Consider the following 17,640-nt stretch of genomic DNA (forward strand, 5'->3'; position numbering starts at 1 on the left):
CGCCACCACGCTGCCAGCGGGCAACACGACGACGTTGACGCCCGCGGCCGACGCGTTCGTCCGCGGCGGCCAGTACGCGGCGAACCCCTACGGCCTGAACGGCACGATCGAGGTGAAGAACTACATCGCCGACCTCACCCGCGTCGGGCACGTCAAGTTCGACATCAGCACGCTGCCCACGACCGTCGCCAGCGCGACGCTGCGCCTCCACGGGAAGCTCGCCGGCACGGTCGCGCCGCTGACGGTCAGCGTCCACTCTGCGGCCAACGCGAACTGGACCGACGCGGGCATTACGTGGTCCAACCAGCCGGCTCAGACCGGCGCGACTCTTGGCACGTTCGTCGTCAACAGCGCTACGGCCAGCTGGCACGAGCTGGACCTGACGAACTGCGTCAACGCGGCGAAGGCTGCGGGACAGAGCAGCATCAGCCTCCGGCTGACCGGGCCCAACGGCAACACGGCGGTCATCGAGTTCAGCTCGCGCGAGGCGTCGACCGTGGCCAACCGGCCGCAGCTGGTCGTCGTTGCCGACGCCTCCGCGCCGACGCCGCCGGCCGCCCCGACGAACCTCACGGCGGTCGCGGCGTCGCCAACGCAGCTGAACCTGACGTGGGACGACCAGGCGAGCGACGAGGCCGGCTACCTGCTGGAGTACGGCGCCAGCGGCGCGTTCCCGGCCGGCGGCGCGACGGGGGTGGTATCGCTGCCGGCAAACGCGACGTCGTACGTGCTGGGGGGTCTGACGCCGGGGATCGCCTACCACGTCCGCGTCCGCGCGACCAACGCCGGCGGCGCCAGCGCCAACAGCAACGTCGCCAGCGCGACCACGCAGCTCGCCCTGTCGCCGACCGACCTTCAGCACGGCGACATCGGCGGCCCCGCGATCGTCGGCGACGCCAGCTACAGCGCCGGCGCAGCCGGCACGGGCAGCAGCTACGCGCTGCAGGGCGGCGGCGCCGACGTGTTCGGCACGAGCGACCAGTTCCACTTCGCGTACTACCCGCTCGGCGGCGACGGCACGATCATCGCGCGCGTCGCGTCGATCCAGAACACCCACGCCTCGGCCAAGGCGGGCGTGATGGTCCGCGAGTCGCTCGCGCCCAACGCGCGCAACGCGTTCATGAACGTCAAGCCGACGGCCGGCGTTGAGTTCTCGTGGCGCACGAGCGCCGGCGGCTCGACCGGCTACACGAACGCCGCCGGGCTGGGCGCGCCTTATTGGGTGCGCCTGACGCGCGTCGGCGACGTCGTGACCGCCAGCCGCTCGGCCGACGGCGCGGTCTGGACCGTCGCCGGCACCGCGACGTTTGCGGGGCTGGCCGGTACCGTTCACGTCGGCCTCGCCGTCACGGCCCACGACAACGCCAAGCTCGCCACCGGCGCGTTCGACAATGTGACGATCGCCGGCCACGTGCCCGAGCCGATCGCGCCCAGCGGCCTGACGGCGACCGTGGCGGCGGCGGCGTCGCCGGCTCAGGTGAACCTGGCCTGGACCGACCACGCGGGCAACGAGACCGGCTACCGGGTCGAGCGCAGCAGTGACGGCGGCGCGACCTTCGCGACGCTGCCCGCCGCCGCGGCGCTGGCGGCGGGGACGACGACGTTCGGCGACGCCACGGTCGCGGCGGGCGTCGCCTACAACTACCGCGTCCGGGCAACCGGGCCGACGATCGCCGGCGTGCAACGCGACTCCGCCTGGAGCAACGCCGCGTCGGCCACGACGCCGCCATCGGCGGCGGTCGCCCCAGCGGCGCCGACGGACCTGTCGGCCACCGCCACCTCGCCGACGCAGGTGGACCTGGCGTGGACGGACAACGCGGGCGACGAGGGCGGCTACCGCGTCGAACGCAGCACCGACGGCGGCGCGACCTTCACGGCGCTGGCTGGTATGCCGCTGGCGGTCAACGCCACGATCTACAGTGATACGACGGTCGCGGCGGGCACGCCGTACCGATACCGCGTTATCGCGACCGGCGCCGCCGGCGCGCCCGACTCAGCGGCGTCCAATATGGATGATGCGACGACGCCGGCGGCGCTGAGCATCAGCATCGGCGGCGACGCATCGGTCGCCGAAGGAGCGACGTATACGCTGTCGTTGTCAGCGAGCGGCTACGGGTCCGACGTGATCGATCACTGGGCCGTCGATTGGGACGGGGCCGGCCCGCTCGTGGCCGAGACCGTGATGGGCAATCCCGGCAGCGTCACCCACGTGTTCCCCGATGGCTTGAATCCCGCGACCGATAGCACCGTCACCGCCCGAGCGTACCTCGCGGGCGACACCACCGGGACGACTGCGGCGCACAAGAGCGTCACCGTCAGCAACGCGGCTCCCATCGTGGCGATCGGTGGGGCACCGACGACGTGGGCGGCCGGGCAGATGTATAACCTGACTGCGTCGGCGACCGACGTCGGCCTGGCCGATGCTGCGGCAGGCTTCACGTACGCCTGGTCCCAGGCCGTCGATGGGGGCACGCCGACGATCGTGACCGGCCCATCGTTTAGCGTCACTCCCAACACTCTTGAAAGCTATGTGCTGACGCTCACGGCAACCGACAAGGACGGTGCATCGTCTGTTGCCGACACCTTGTCGTTTACGGTCAATCCAGCCGTCGCAACGACTGCTGTCGATGACGAACTCGTTTTCAAGCATCACAACGGTCCGGTGCGTCTTTCCGTGTTAGCCAACGATCTGAGGGATCCAGGTATTACGCTCGATATCAGCGGTATTACCCAGCCAGCAAACGGCACCGTTGTTATTCTCAGCGGTTCGCCGGACGTGTTGACATATGTGCCTTCAACGGGCTTTGTCGGCACCGACACGTTCACGTACACGATCGACGATGGCCATGGGGGCGTCAGCACGGCGACTGTGAGCGTCGCCGTTCAAGCCGGAAATGGTGCCGATGCTGTCGACAGCGTCCGACCGGGCGCGAAGGACTACACGCTTGGCGACGGGTTCATCATAGACCCAAACGCAACCTTCACGCCCATCTCGCAGGGCAACTATCAGTACACGACGACGATCCCGGTTAACGCGACCGAACCCTGGAGCTACGGGGACGGCGGCGACGACGTTCTGCACACGCGGGTGACGACAGGCAGTCAGACGCTGACGGTCATCTCTACGTTTCCGGGAGACGGGAGTTGGAGCTACTACGAGTCGCTCTCGTTCACGCGGACCATTCTGACCGCACCGGTCATCGGTGGGACCGGCATCACCCAAACTGAAACTATCATTGACAACTACGTGTTCTCCGGTCACGGGAACCTGACGAGTTCGTACTTCTCGTTCACGGCAGACGGCAGCGACGCCGTGATGGGCAGCTTGGCCGGGCCGGTGACCATGACGTGGGGCTCACTGGGCACGAAATACGAGAACACGACGAGTTCCGCCAATCTGACGACCGGCGTCGTCACCGGCACAAGCGACCAGCACGGCGGGCAGTCCTACAGTTCGTCAGGAAACGGCACCTACAGTTACGAGACCACCGGCGGCTCGGTGACCGGTACCACGAACCAAAGCTCATCGTGGGAGGATACCTATCAATACAGTGCGACGAACGGGACATACTCGCAGCAGCAATCGGACGGATGGGGTTATTCGGGCAGTGGTTCGTACGAGGACACCGATACGTCTGCCGGTCCGTCGACGGGCAGCGTCACCGGCTCGTTCAACAATAGCAGCACGATCAGCGGCACGATCAACGAGGGCGGCAGCGGGTCATCGACCGGCCAGTACGCGATCGTTTCGCAGTTGGTGAGTGGCACCTGGATTAAGACCGGCAGCGGGTCGACCGCGGACTCCAACGTCGGCCACTGGTCCTCGGCAGGGGACGGTGCATACACGCGCTCGACGAGCGACACGAACGGGACACTGAGCGTCAGCGGCTCCAAGGGCGTTTCCTCGGAAAGCAGCTGGAATTCCAGCGGAACGGTCAGCCAGACGCTGGTTTCCAGCGGCACGTGGTCCATCGTGTCCGGTGACGGTGACTCCAGTGGCGGGACGAGCGACAGCTGGCACTACAATGGTGGCGGCAGCTACTCCGACATCAGCGCTGGCCTTACCGGCGGCACGATCCTCGAAGATGCCACAAACGGGTCGAGCAACAATTACAGTATCCACTCAGATTGGGTCACGGGGTCGTGGGTGCAGTCGGGTACAAATACCAACAGCACGCTCGACCGCGGCAACTGGTCTTCGTCGGGCTCCAGCCCGTACTCGCGAAGCACGAGTGATGACAATGGCACCCTGTCGGTTGCTGGAAATAAAGGCGTCACGCACAGCGTCGGATGGATCGACCAGAGCAGCGGCACGCAATCGCTAGCTGCCGACGGAGCGTGGTCGAACGGTACCGGCGCCGGTAATTCCACCCGGCAGACCAACGACGAGTGGTCTTACCAAGGCTCCGGAACGTATACCGACGTCACCGCCGGCCTCACTAGCGGCACAATCAACGAGGGAGCGAGCAACAAGTCAACCGAAAGCTTCTCCGTTCACTCCACCTGGAACGACAACGGTGTCACGCAGGAGGGCAAGACGACCGACACGACGCTGGACAAGGGCAGCTGGCACTCGAGCGGCACGGGGGCGTACGCGAACCAGTCGGACCCGTCGTCGGCGTCGACGTACGCGATGTCGACGTCGGGCAGCAAGCACGTCCACCACAAGACGGACTGGAACACGACCGGCGACGCGACGTCGACGCTGGACGCGACCGGCGCGTGGGTCACGACGACCGGGTCCGACAACAGCGCGACGGCGTCGCTGAGCATGAACGGGGAGTGGTCCAACGGCACCGGCGGCACGACGGCGACGAAGGAGGTCAAGGACGACTGGGACTACAGCGGCAGCGGCAACTACACCAGCACGGCGGCGGGCAGCGCCAACCCGGTGACCGGCACGATCAACGAGGGGGCCAGCAACGGCGCGACCGAGCACTACAGCGTGCACTCGAGCTGGAGCGAGGACGGGACGGTCACGCAGAAGGGCAAGACGTCGAGCACGACGCTGGACAAGGGCAGCTGGCACTCGAGCGGCACGGGCGAGTACACGCGCAGCACGAATGGATCCAACGGTACGCTTCACGTCACCGGGTCAAGATTTGTTAAGCACGCTACCGACTGGAACACGACCGGCGATGCGACGTCGACGCTGGACGCGAAGGGGCAATGGGTGACGACGAGTCCGGCCGATGGGACCGCCGCTGCCGTGGCGTCGCTGAGTATGAACAGCGATTGGTCCGATGGCCACGGCGGCACGACCGCGACGAAGGACGTAAGCAATGATTGGGGGTACAACGGTAGCGGCACGTACACCGACATCGCCGCAGGCGTTAGCGATGGCGCGATCAATGAAGGTGCATCGAACGGGGCGACCGATCACTACAGCGTCCACTCCAGTTGGAGCGAGGACGGCGTCGTCATCCAAAAAGGCCGGGCCACTGCGACGACGCTGGACAAGGGCAGTTGGCACTCCAATGGCACGGGCGAATACACGCGCAGCACGAGCGACGCCAACGGTACGCTCTCGGTGACCGGCACGAAGGACATGGCGCATGAGGCAGATTGGAAGACGGATGGCGGCGTCACCTCGACGCTCGACGCCACCGGCAGTTGGGTAACCACAACGCTTACGGGCGGAAGCACGACGTCGTCGCTCCAGATGGACAGCGACTGGTCCATTAGCGAAGGGGATGGCACCTCCACCAAGCGCGTCAGCGACGATTGGCAATACGAGGGCGGCGGTACCTATTCCGATGCTAGCGCCGGCATCACGAACGGCCAGATTAACGAAGACGGGCGCAACGGCTCAACACATACTTACAGCGTTCAAGCCACTTGGGCGGAAGGAAGTTGGGAGAAGAGCGGCGACAAGTCTGACACGAGCGTCGACGCCGGAAACTGGAGCTCGTCGCACAGTGAGGATCGAACCTGGTCCGAGCGAGGTGCAGAACTCGTCGGCACAAGAGCAGTGACCCACGGCACGGGCTGGGCGGTCGAGAGCACGATCAGCAAAACCTATGACTCTGGCTCAGACGCCTGGGAGAACGCATCCAACACCACTGCGACGACCACAGAAAACCTTGATAGAACCGAATCCAGCGGGTCTGGCTCGTACACGCGCGGTATGGGAGACCTGTTAACCGTCACCGGCACCGTCAACGCGAGTTCGGCACAGTCCAAATCAACCGCGTTCACGGCAACGAGCACCTTAGGTGATGACGGTACCTACACGTATAGCGGTACCGGTACCGGCGACGCGTCGACCTCGCAGAGCTTTGGTTATAGCGGCGGCGGTACATACTCTGATAGCCCGAGCACGCACACAAGCGCCACGTACGCCGGCGACGGATACACCGGCAATTCCAGCACCATGTCGAGCGGCAGCATTAACCAATCGCTGCAGGAAGGTGGGCATGAGAGCTCGACGAGCAGCGTGTTGACCGTATGGGTCTTGGACCCGAACGGTGCATGGCGCGCATCGGAGACCGTCGGCTCTGACGAGGGCGATACAAGCGCGAGCTTCAGCTATTCGAACGTCAGCGATTCAACAATGAGAACTCAAGACAACCTCTACTTCTCGCAGAGTACGTTGGAGAGTCTCACGGAATTCACGACGTTCGAGTCCAGTTCGAATAGCGAGCAGTCATCGTACCACTACAGCCGCGAGTTAACCGCGACCACGGACGAGTACGGGCAGACGACCACGAGCGGCTCTGGCTACGGGTCCGGCTCTGCCAATGGGCAGCGAAATTATGAGTTGGACCACGGTGGAACCGTCTATCAGAAAAGCACCGATCTGACCACCGGAGAGAGTTCAACTATCGCCCCTCCTCCCGGGGCCATGGACAACGATCAACAACGGAACGAAAGCTTCGACTACTCCGGCGGGTGGAGCGAGACCTACTCCGACGGCGGCGACCGCAGCGGCTCGACGTTTGGTACAAACACCGCCGAGGGCACGTGGTCGTGGCAACAGTACATGTACGCCGACGGCGACTCGTACAGTGACACTACCGGCACTCCTGGCTACGGTTCTTTTGACAGCCCAAATACTCCCCAATCCCGTGGCATTTGGCACGGCGGAAGCCCGTACGGGACCGCCGGTTCGGCCGGGTACGGTTACGGCGGGTCGCTGCCGGCCGCCGGCGCCATCGGTAGCCCACCGGATGTCACGCAGCCACCACCGGTGAATCCCAACGCTCCCGTGAAGTCGTCAGCGCCAGTTCAGCCCGACGAGCCAGTCCCAGTCTGCTTCGCGGCGGGGACGCTGGTGCTGATGGCCGACGGGACGCACAAGCCGATCGAGCAGATCGAGGTGGGCGAGATGGTCCTGGCGGCGTCGGACCAGGACCCGGAGGGGCCGGTGACGCCATGCCGGGTCGCCGAGACGTACCGTCGCGGGCCGAGCCCGCTGTGGTTCGTAACGGTGGCAGGCGAGGTGATCCGCTGCACCGGCGAACATCCGTTCTACGTAAAGGGCAAGGGTTGGACTCACGCTAAGGATCTCACAGAGGGCGACGAGATGCGCACGCCGGAGCGCGGGAGCGTGACGGTCGAGTCAGTGGTTTTGTCCGATGTGATTGAAGTCGTCTTCAATCTGAACATCGATGGGCATCATACCTACTTCATCGTGCGGTCGAGTAGTGCCAGCGCCGTGCTAGTGCACAACGCCGACTACCCGCTGACGCCGGGCGAGTCGATGTTCCCGGTCCTCAGTGGGTCACTGGGCCACATCAACCCGGGTGATCGGTTGCCACCGCTCTACGACCCGGCGACGGGTCCCGGCCCGCAGGGCGATCGCCCGCCGGAGCCGCCGTTTTCTACGAGCGTGCTGCCGGCGTGGATCGGTTCAACCGTGGACTTCGTCGTTGACCTCCTGCCGCTTGCCAGCAGCGTCAAAAGTGCGGTTCAGGCCGGCACCGGTGTCAACCCTGTGACGGGCGAAGAACTGACGGTGAGTGAGCGGCAGATCGAAGGCGCTATGGTGCTGGGGGGTCTGATACCGGGCGGTAAGCTAATCGGCAAGGGGCTTAAGAAGTTTGGCGGAGCAGTCTGGGATGCCGCCAAACCGTACGTGACAAAACTGCTAAACGGAGCAAGAGGTAATGCTCCTCATAATGCGGCCAACTTCGCAAAGTTCAAGGACCAGCTCCGCGCAGCGATGACCAAACCTCATGTGACGGATCCGGAGCTCAGCCGTTATATGGATGAACTCTATCGGGATAATGCTCAAATCGGTAGTGGAAGCACGGCAGCCGCAGTACGCCTCGAACTGGCAACTGGAGGGACAGTGGGAGGACGAACCCATTCGCAAAAAGCTCGAGATATGTCTCTTGCGTTGGAGAAATGGTTAAAGAACAATCCCGGTGCAAGCCCTGGTGATCGGGCGGCGGCAGAGAACGTTCTTCAGGATATGCTTAATGCACTAAATGGGAATTAGATATGCCGGATGAGCTTGACGTAAAAGCTGCGATTGAACACTTGGCTGGAGTCGCTCGGCCTATACGCCTAGGTTACGCGACTTTACTCGATAAATGGTTTCCGGATGCCCCGCCAAATACTCTTGTATTCTCGACGATTGGGCGATCGTTCTCATCGGCAAGCACGGAGTTGCACAACGGTGAAGTTGCGGCGATGTGGTGTACCGTAGAGCATTTATTGTCAAAGGGGAATGAAGAGGTGAAGAACGCAGTGGCTACTGGATTGATCGAAGCAGTGCTTGACGAAATCTCGGCTGGGCGATTGGATGCAAGTGTTATCGTCAATCATCTTGGACCGAGAACAAAGGCATATTGCCGAGCGTGGGATCAATTCACGGGCTTTAAGACAGAAGGGCTTGGTGAGGGGCCGAGGTAAGGGGAGAGGAAAGAGGGGTTAGTCGGGAGGGGGTTGAAAAAGGCGGAAAAAGGGTTGTTGGTATTGTTCTCCGATGCCCCGTCGTCCCCGCGTCGCTACCGGCGGCCTCGCCTACCACGTGTTGAATCGTGCGATTGGGCGGGTGACGCTGATCGAGTCAGAAGCTGACTACGCCGCGTTCGAGGGGTGCGGGGATAAAAGGGGTCGGGAGTCTTTTATTGACTGAGTGCGTGGTTTCAGATAGCTTGACGTGATGCCCCGTCGCCCCCGCATCGCCACCGGCGGCCTTGCCTATCACGTGCTCAACCGCGCGGTCGGGCGGATGACGCTGTTCGAGTCGGACGGCGACTACGCCGCGTTCGAGCGGTGCCTGGCGGACGTGCACGAGCGGCTGCCGTCGTGCCGGCTGCTGTCCTACTGTCTGATGCCCAACCATTGGCACCTGGTTCTCTGGCCGCGGCGGGACGGCGAGCTGAGCGAGTTCCTGCGGCTGCTGACCGTCACGCACACCCAGCGCTGGCACGCGGCCCACCGCACGGCCGGCACCGGGCCGCTCTATCAAGGGCGGTTCAAGAGCTTCCCGATCGAGCAGGACCTGCATTTGCTGATGGTCTGCCAGTACGTCGAGCGCAACCCGCTGCGGGCGAAGCTGGTGAGCCGGGCGGCGGCGTGGCGATGGGGTAGCCTGCACCACCGCGAGCGGGGGACGGACCTGCCCCCGTGGCAGCTGCCGACCGACCAGTGGCCGGTGACGACACCGGCGGACTGGGCGGGTGAGGTGGATGATCTGTTCAAGGCCGAGCAGCGGGCGGCGATCGCGCGCAGCCTCGCCCGCGGCACGCCGTTCGGCAGCGAACAATGGATGACGCAGACCGCGGCCCGGCTGGGGCTGGAGGGCACGCTACGACCCCGCGGGCGGCCGCGGAAGGTGGTGGCTGCCGACAACAGCAGCTGAGCGATCGATTCAGAGCGAGTGGCAGCTTCGACCTGCCCAGCGCTTTGTTGTCGGCTCCGTCGGCGGTGCGATCGTCGGTGCGACGCGCCGTCGCCACGCGCAGAGGTTTGCAATGGATGCTTCCCTTTTTGGGCAATTCGAGAGGACGGCACGCTGCAAGTGCTGCGGCAACGCGTCCACCTTGTACGACGTGGTCGACTTCAATAAGAACTGCGAGCAGCCCCGACGGCGAGTGCTGGAGACTTCAGGCGTTCCCGTTTACTACCATCGTTGTTCCTCATGCGACTTCATCTTCACAACGGCGTTTGATCACTTTACGCCTGCCATGTTCGCCAGCGAGATCTACAACACAGAATATCGGCTAGTCGATCCGGATTACGAAGAAAGCCGGCCACGCGGGAATGCAGAGTTGATCGGGAAAATGTTCGCGGCATCACGCACGCTTAACATGTTGGATTACGGTGGCGGCAACGGGCTACTTGCCGAAGTGCTGAAAGAGAAGGGGTTCTCCTCTGTCGCCACGTACGACCCGTTCGTTGCGAAGCACTCCGCTCGCCCGTCCGGCGAGTTCGACCTGCTTGTTAGTTTTGAAGTGTTGGAGCACTCCCCGCAGCCGGAGGCGACGTTTGCCGACATGAGTATACTACTGGCGGACCCGGGCCTTATGCTTGTTTCGACTGTAATGCAACCCTCGGATCTGGATGCCACATTTGGGATCCGGTGGTGGTACATCGCACCGCGGAACGGGCATGTTTCGATTTTTTCACCGCGTGCCTTAGATGCGCTGGTACGTCCGTTCGGCTTTACGCGGACATCGCTAAGTCCCGCGTTGCATCTGCTGTACAAGACGCTTCCCGATTTCGCTACCCATTTGCTAAGATAGATCCGGTTGCGTCGGCAAATGACTTGCGGGGGATGCAAACCGACGTCCGTCGTCCTTCATCTCGCGAGGTACAAATTCGATTCGAAGGTTGTCAACGTCAACTTATTTTACCAGCGAACTCATTGAGTCCGTGCTGTTACCCTTGGGCAATCCATTGCATACATCATCCCCTCTGGACGTTGCGGAGCCGCCGCTTCTCGATGCCGCTTCGCTTCACGAACGCGGCTTGGCGTTCGCTCGCGAACGGCGCTTCGCTGAAGCTGTCAGTTCTTTCAAGCATGCGGCCGAAGCTGACCCCGATCGGGCTGAGTACGTAAGGCACCTCGCTCAGGCTTGTGTCGACCACGGTGCGCTGGCAGAGGCCGAGGCAGCCTGGGGTCAGTTCCTTAGATTATCGCCCGACGATGCCGAAGCACACCGACACCTGGGCAACCTGCGCCGGCGGATGGATAAGCTCGATCAGGCTATAGAGTCGCTCAAGCGTGCAGCGGAGCTGGCAGCAGATCCGACATCGGCAGAACTAGATCTCGGCATCGCACAGGCAGGCGCTAAGCGGTATCCCGAGGCGAAGCTCACATTCGAGAAGGTCCTGACGCGGCACCCCGATTCCTATGATGCGCAGCTCAATCTCGGCATGCTGTTCCAGGAGATGAAGGACGACGGCCAGGCGCTCGCCTTCCTGAGGAAAGCGGTCGAGCAGCGCCCGCGCGATCCGAGCGGCCTGAACAACTTGGGGGTCGCCTTATCTAACCAGGGAAAGTTTAGTGAGGCAGTGGGCATCTTCGAGCGATTACTGACGGATGCCCCCGATTACACGCTGGCTTGGAACAATCTTGGCAACGCGTTGCGATCGTTGGGACGTAACGAAGAGGCGGTTGCCGCGCTGGAAAGGGCCATCGAGCTCCGGCCCGATTATACCGAGGCATACAACAACCTCGGCATTATCTACGCTCAATTGGAGAAGTTCGATGAAGCCATTCGACTTTATGACAAAGCATTGTTGCTGCGGCCCGACTATCCAGAGGCCCATGCTAACCGAGGGCTAGTCTACCTGCTGATGGGAAACTTTCAGCAGGGATGGGCCGATTACGAATGGCGGTGGCACGGCGGCCACGGCTTGAAACGACGAAGCTACGGCGGGCGTCTTTGGGACGGGAGTCCGCTGGTTGGGCGTCGTATCCTGCTTCATTACGAGCAGGGCTTAGGCGACACGTTCCAGTTCATTCGGTATGCAAAGGAACTGAAGAATCGAGGCGCGACCGTTGTATTCGAATGCCAGGCCAGCACCCGCCAGATCCTCAGCCGCACACCTGGCATTGACGAGTTCGTCATCCGTGGTGAAAAGCCGCCACAATGTGAGTTTTACGCGCCACTGCTGACCCTTCCCGGAACTTGTCAGACAAACTTGGACACCCTCCCGCGGCGGGTTCCGTACGTCTTCGGCGATCCGGCCCAAACTTGGGACTGGAAGCAGCGATTGGCTCAGGTGGCGGGCTTCCGCATTGGCATCGTGTGGCAGGGCAATCCGGAGCACAAGGGCGACCGCAACCGATCCATCCCGCTGAGGTGTTTTGCGCCGCTGGCTAACCTGCCGGGCGTGCAGCTCGTGTCTTTACAGAAGAACCTTGGGGTGGAACAAATTGAGCAACTTGGCGGGCTGTTCACCCCCGTCGATTTCAAGGGGATTGCGGAGGGTGGCGACGGGTGGTTGCGGACGGCCGCGATCGTCGCGAACCTCGATCTCGTGATCACCGCTGACACGTCGGTCGCACATTTGTGCGGTGCGATGGGCGTGCCGATCTGGGTGGCACTACCGACGTCGCCCGATTGGCGCTGGCTCCTCGAGCGAGAAGACACGCCGTGGTACCCGACGATGCGGTTGTTTCGACAAGCGCAGCCCGGGGATTGGGACGAGTTGTTTGCACGCATCGCGGAGGCGGTCCGCCAGCGTCTCGTCATGTCAGACCGCAACCTTCGCGATCGTGCGCCTCACGTGGATCGACTGGAGGCCGAGCGGCTCCTAGTTTTAGCGGGGGAGCATATCCAGCGTGACGAACATGAACTCGCGCGGCCATTGCTGGAGCACGCAGTCCAGCTTGACCCGTCCAACGGCGCTGTCCATCAGGATCTAGGGGTTACGTACGCGAAGCAGGGCCGCCTACGTGAAGGTATTAATTGTTTTCGAAGGGCACTTGAACTGACGCCGGACTCCGCGGGGTTATATGGAAATCTCGGCTTAGCCTGCCTCCATGCCGGACAGGTCGAAGAATCAGTGTCGCACTTACGCAAGGCAATACTGTTAGGGGCGAGTTCGGCGGACACTCACAAGAACTTGGCGCGTGCACTTATGCGGGTGCCCGATCCTGCCGCGGCTGAAGAATCTTATTGGGCAGCACTACGATTGAAACCGGACGACGCTGAAGCGCACTATCATTTGTCGCAGTCGCTGTTAATGCAGGGTAAGTTTGAACAGGGATGGCTCGAGTATGAGTGGCGTGATCGTTGGCTCAAACAGGCGAAGCGCCGCTTCGACAGGCCCCGGTGGTCGGGGCAGACAATCGCAGGAAATCGATTGCTCCTTGTCGCCGAGGAGAGCCTCAGCGAGACGCTCCAACTCGTGCGGTACGCCGACCTGCTGGAACGGTGGGGGGTGCACGTCATTTTGGAGTGTCAGGCCGAACTCGTTGCGACGTTAAGCGGGTGTCTCGGCCTCCGACAGGTCGTAATGCGAGGAGCCGCATTGCCGCCGTACGACTTCCATGCTCCGCTGCCCAGCCTACCCGCAATAATCAAAACGACGTTGCAGACGATTCCCGCGACACGTCCGTACATCGGAGTGCCTGCAGATGTGCTGAGAGACTGGCAAGTTGCAGTACACGCTATTGCCGGTCCTAAGCGGGTGGCAGTGTCGTTGCAAGCAGAGTCGGCGTTAGGAGTAATCTCGGCGCGGCAGCGGATGCTAGTCTATCTTGCAGAATGGGCGGGTAGTCGCCACGACCTCTCCCTAGTGGACATCCCTGTGGGCGATCTACATGGACACCAAGCCGAGGAGGGGCAGCAGAGGCCGCCTGCCTTGTTGACGCTCGACGCTCTCCGGTCGACGGTGCAATCTTCGTCGGATTGGTGGCAGGATGTCGCGGCTGCGCTCCGAAACGTAGATTTGCTTGTCACCGCCGACAACGCAGTCGCTCATTTGGCAGGAGCCATGGGAGTACAGACATGGGTTGTCCTTCCCACGGCGCCTGAGGCCCGGTGGATGACGCACCGTGCGGATACGCCGTGGTATCCAACGATTCGGCTATTCCGACAAAGATTCCGGCAGGGATGGAATGAGGTGGCTGAACAGATCGTGGGTGCGTTGAAAGATCTCCCTGCTACTGCAAAATTGCCGCCGGAGTGCTGATTCGGAAAATTCAGTATAATGGGGGTATCTCAGTACACCTCTGTCCAAACATGTGAAGCCTAGCCTTCAACAAGCAGAGAAAGTTCGAAGAGGGTCAGGCACGGGGAGCTTCATAACCTCTTGTCCTGCAAGGTGTTATACAGTTTACCGCGAACCCTGTTAATTCCAGTTAACAGGGTTCGCTCGTTTTCGGGCTGGTTTTGCGGTGTTTTCTCTCCGGCCGGGATCGAGAGAGGGTCATGAGAGCGCGCCGGTTTCAGCACCCCAGCGCCGTCCCGGCCACCTTAACCCTACAACTCTCGGACTCTCCTCTCTATTTCCGACTGCCAGTTAACAACCGCGTCGGGGTCGGACCCGGTGCGTGACCCAGTTCGGAATGGTGGTGGGCGGCTACCTTCTCGGCTCATACCGCAGCGCCACCGCGCCCGAACCGAACTCCCGTCGGCTCACGAGCTTTAAGTCGACGTACCTCGACAGCCCCGCGAACAACGTCGGCCCGTGGCCCGCCAGCCTCGGGTGCACGACGAACTCGTACTCATCGATCAACCCCAGTTCCGCCAACGCCAGCGGAAGCGTCACGCCGCCCACGAACAGTCCCTTGCCTGCCCCGGCTTCCCACTTGAGCCGCTGGACCGACGTATCCAGATCTCCGCGCACCAGCTCCGCGTTCCAATCGACCCGCTCCAGCGTGTTCGACACGACGTATTTCTTCGCGGCGTCGATCGTGCGGGCGAAGGGTTCCATCCACTCGGCCATCCATTCGGGGCGCAGCCCATCGGCCGGCCGCCGCCACGCCGCCTGCATCATCTTGTACGTGACGCGGCCAAAGAGTAGGGCATCGGCCCCCGCGAGTTTCTCGGCCCAGAAACGATGCAGTTCTTCGTCCGTGGAACCCGCACGGTGGTCGACGCAGCCGTCCAGCGTGACGTTGATCGCATAATGGAGGGGTCGCATTACGTCTTCCTGAAGCGGGATACGGACAAACGTCCACCGGTCGGCCCGGCACCGGCCTCATTTCACTCTACCACGCGATCGATCGGCCGGGATCGGGAGAAGCTTTAACTCATCACTCCGCCGCTGCGGTCCGCTGCGGTGGCGGGTGATTTGCCCTGCCGCTCCGCCCAGTCGAGGAACGTTCGCAGCATGAACGCTAGCTTCGTCGGATCGCCGGCGCCTTCGAACTTGCTGTCCTTCACCGACAGCAAGTGCCAGTCGTAACGCCTCCGCCGCCCGGTAGCATGGTCTTCGACCCTGTCCAACCCCTCGTATCCCGTTTGTTCGGCGGATTCGCGACTGGACCGCTCGATTCACCGCCGATACTCTCATTGCAAACCATCGTCCCCGAGCCGGCGAGCCTCGGCCTCCTCGCCATCGGCGTGCTCGGCCTGGGCCGCCGTCGTAGGTAAGACCCCGCCCGCGTCTCCGCACGTCGCGGGGCCGGCAATCAATCGGCGCGGCCAGACATGCCAAATCCTGTCTTAGACAGAGAATCCCACAATATGAGCAAGAGCAATTCGACATTCATCGTACCTGTCACGGCTGCCCTCTGCGGGCTCGCCATCGCCGGATCCGCTTCGGCCGAGACGATCTCCAGCGGCACGTACCAGGGAACCAACGGCGCCAACACGGGCACCTTCGGAACCGCCGGCAGTGCCGGATACGAGATCAACGATCCTGGCGTCCCCGATGCCAACGTCATCACCGGTGGAACGTTCATCGGCGGCGATGGCGGCACCGGGTCCTCCTTCGGTGCCTCTGGCGGTCCGGGCCTCCGAGTCATCGGCTTCGGCAGCCAGGCGACCATCTCCGGCGGCAGCTTCATCGGTGGAGGCGGCGGCGGCACCTCGCTCACGTTCAATGCACGCGGCAGCGGTGGCGATGCGCTGCTGATCCTTAACTCTACATTGGTAACCATCGATGGCGGCACCTTCACCGCCGGCACCGGCCGCTTCTCGGGTTACGACTTCTACATCACCAACCAGAGCCCGGTCACGCTCATCGGCGACTTTCCCGACGCGCCGACCGTGATCACCTCCATCGGTAACCCAGGCAACGCGGCGAGCATCGGCCAGATCACCGGACGCCTGGCCAACAACACCGAAGTCGCGACTTATCGCTATTACCTTGAAGGCACGATCAACGTCCAGCCCGTCCCCGAACCCGCCAGCCTCGGCCTGCTCAGCCTCGCCGGCCTGACGCTGCTCCGCCGCCGCCGCTCTATCTGATCGCCTACTCCCGCCAGTTCGGCGGATGAATTGCAAACGTCATAGGAACGTAAATGAATCGATTGAATCTCTCCCTGTTCGGTGCGGCGGCTACCGTCGTCGCGTTGGCCGCCCCTTCGGCGAACGCCTCGTTCGTGAGCAACAGTCCCGACCCGTTTCTCGGCGCCGACTTCGTGTCGGCCGGCGGGCCGGTGGCGACTCCGTTCGGGTTCGCGACGTACTCGATCACCAACATCGCCCAGACGAGCACGAGCGTCATCGAGGGCGGCATCCGCTTGAACTACACCGCGTCGCCGGTGCTGACGTTCTACGCCACCCCGACGTCGACCGTCCCCGTCGGTTCGGCGACGCTCGACGGCGAATTCTCGGTCCGCGTGTTCGGCCGGACTAACGCCTTCCAGACGGGCAACTTCCTGTTCGGGTTCAACTCATCGACCGCCAGCGGCACGGTCAACACCCCGTCCGGCCCGATGCCCGTCTCGGTACAGCTGCAACCGATCTTGGGCAACTACCCCAACACCGGTGGCCAAACGTCGATCACGCCAGGGCCCGGCCTCGGCCAGTTCACCATCGAGACCAGCACCACGCAGTACAGTGAATTCAGCGTCGACGGCGGCGCCACCTTCGAGCCCCTCGCGGACCCGATCCAAACCACCGGCGTCCCGGTGCCCGAGCCAACCTCGCTGGCAATGCTCGCCTTGGCTGGCGTCGCCGGCCTGCGTCGTCGCCGGCGCTAACAACCGCGTCGGGATTGCACCCCGTGGCTGACCCACTTCGGAGTGAGGGTGGGGCGGGCTAACGCGTCCCGTGCGCCGCGGCTCGTTGGCGGGCGTGCCGCGACAGCGTCCACGTCGCCGCCCGCTGCAGGCCCACGAGTAAGGGCTGTGATGGCCACGGCGACGCCGAACAGGCCGACGCTGCTCTCGTCGCCGGCCCGGAACGCGAAGGCGAGGGCGGTCGAGACGGCCAGCGGGTGCGCCGCGTCCAACGCAATCATCAACACAATCGTCACGACCAACGCCGACGCGGATAATCCGGATGTGCTGCTCTATCTCAACCCTCGACTTCCGACTTCGATCCCGACAACTCGATTGTTTCAGCGGCCGGATTCCCGGGCGTTTTGTCGCCCTCGGTAGCTGCCGAAACCGAGTTTTGTCCGGAACATATAGGGTCGAGCGGCTGTCTTCATCGTCAAGCTCCGAGAACAAGATTTTCGTTCCATGCGGTTTTGGCTTTGAGCATCACGTTCAGGATGATCAGGATCTTTCGCATGCACGCGACCATGACCACCTTGAACGCCTTGCCGGCGGCGGTC

10 protein-coding genes are annotated in these 17,640 nt (G+C 63.0%); 7 read left to right on the top strand and 3 right to left on the bottom strand.

The genetic code is table 11. The features are described from left to right. The first annotated feature begins 34 nt into the window (after positions 1 to 34). From VGN72_20795 to VGN72_20815, 5 genes are all read left to right on the top strand, one after another. On the top strand, positions 35 to 8,443 hold the full coding sequence (locus tag VGN72_20795) for a fibronectin type III domain-containing protein (protein ID HEV7301788.1): 8,409 nt from the start codon (positions 35 to 37) through the stop codon (positions 8,441 to 8,443). Positions 8,444 to 8,445: 2 nt separating this feature from the next. Further along, the gene (locus VGN72_20800) at positions 8,446 to 8,859 is read left to right on the top strand and encodes a hypothetical protein (GenBank protein ID HEV7301789.1); all 414 of its coding nucleotides are present in this window, start codon (positions 8,446 to 8,448) and stop codon (positions 8,857 to 8,859) included. Between the two features lie 253 nt (positions 8,860 to 9,112). Beyond that, entirely contained in the window at positions 9,113 to 9,814 is a 702-nt protein-coding gene (locus tag VGN72_20805) for a transposase (GenBank protein ID HEV7301790.1), read from the top strand. A gap of 112 nt (positions 9,815 to 9,926) precedes the next feature. Then, positions 9,927 to 10,697: a class I SAM-dependent methyltransferase gene (locus tag VGN72_20810; GenBank protein HEV7301791.1), complete on the top strand. Its 771-nt coding sequence runs from the start codon at positions 9,927 to 9,929 to the stop codon at positions 10,695 to 10,697. Between the two features lie 142 nt (positions 10,698 to 10,839). After that, a complete protein-coding gene (locus VGN72_20815; protein HEV7301792.1) occupies positions 10,840 to 14,100 on the top strand; it encodes a tetratricopeptide repeat protein in 3,261 nt (1,086 codons plus the stop codon). A 390-nt stretch (positions 14,101 to 14,490) separates the two neighbouring features. Here VGN72_20815 and VGN72_20820 read toward each other — a convergent pair whose 3' ends face one another. Continuing rightward, positions 14,491 to 15,054, bottom strand: a complete 564-nt coding sequence (locus VGN72_20820; protein ID HEV7301793.1) for a dihydrofolate reductase family protein — start codon at positions 15,052 to 15,054, stop codon at positions 14,491 to 14,493. 104 nt (positions 15,055 to 15,158) lie between these two features. After that, positions 15,159 to 15,359 (bottom strand): Imm53 family immunity protein, encoded by a 201-nt coding sequence (locus VGN72_20825; protein HEV7301794.1) that lies wholly within the window; start codon positions 15,357 to 15,359, stop codon positions 15,159 to 15,161. 240 nt (positions 15,360 to 15,599) lie between these two features. On the opposite strand from VGN72_20825, the gene VGN72_20830 reads away from it, so the two are divergent. Together VGN72_20830 and VGN72_20835 are read left to right on the top strand one after the other, a co-directional pair. Continuing rightward, positions 15,600 to 16,325 carry a PEP-CTERM sorting domain-containing protein gene (locus tag VGN72_20830; GenBank protein HEV7301795.1) on the top strand — a complete coding sequence of 242 codons (726 nt, stop codon included), beginning with the start codon at positions 15,600 to 15,602 and terminating at the stop codon, positions 16,323 to 16,325. Positions 16,326 to 16,378: 53 nt separating this feature from the next. Further along, a complete protein-coding gene (locus VGN72_20835; GenBank protein ID HEV7301796.1) occupies positions 16,379 to 17,062 on the top strand; it encodes a PEP-CTERM sorting domain-containing protein in 684 nt (227 codons plus the stop codon). On the opposite strand, the gene VGN72_20840 is transcribed toward VGN72_20835, so the two are convergent. After that, on the bottom strand, positions 17,059 to 17,337 hold the full coding sequence (locus VGN72_20840) for a hypothetical protein (protein HEV7301797.1): 279 nt from the start codon (positions 17,335 to 17,337) through the stop codon (positions 17,059 to 17,061). The two genes, VGN72_20835 and VGN72_20840, sit on opposite strands and share 4 nt — an antisense overlap. Positions 17,338 to 17,640 lie beyond the last annotated feature (303 nt).

The sequence above is a fragment of the Tepidisphaeraceae bacterium genome, from assembly GCA_035998445.1.
GTDB lineage: Bacteria > Planctomycetota > Phycisphaerae > Tepidisphaerales > Tepidisphaeraceae > DASYHQ01.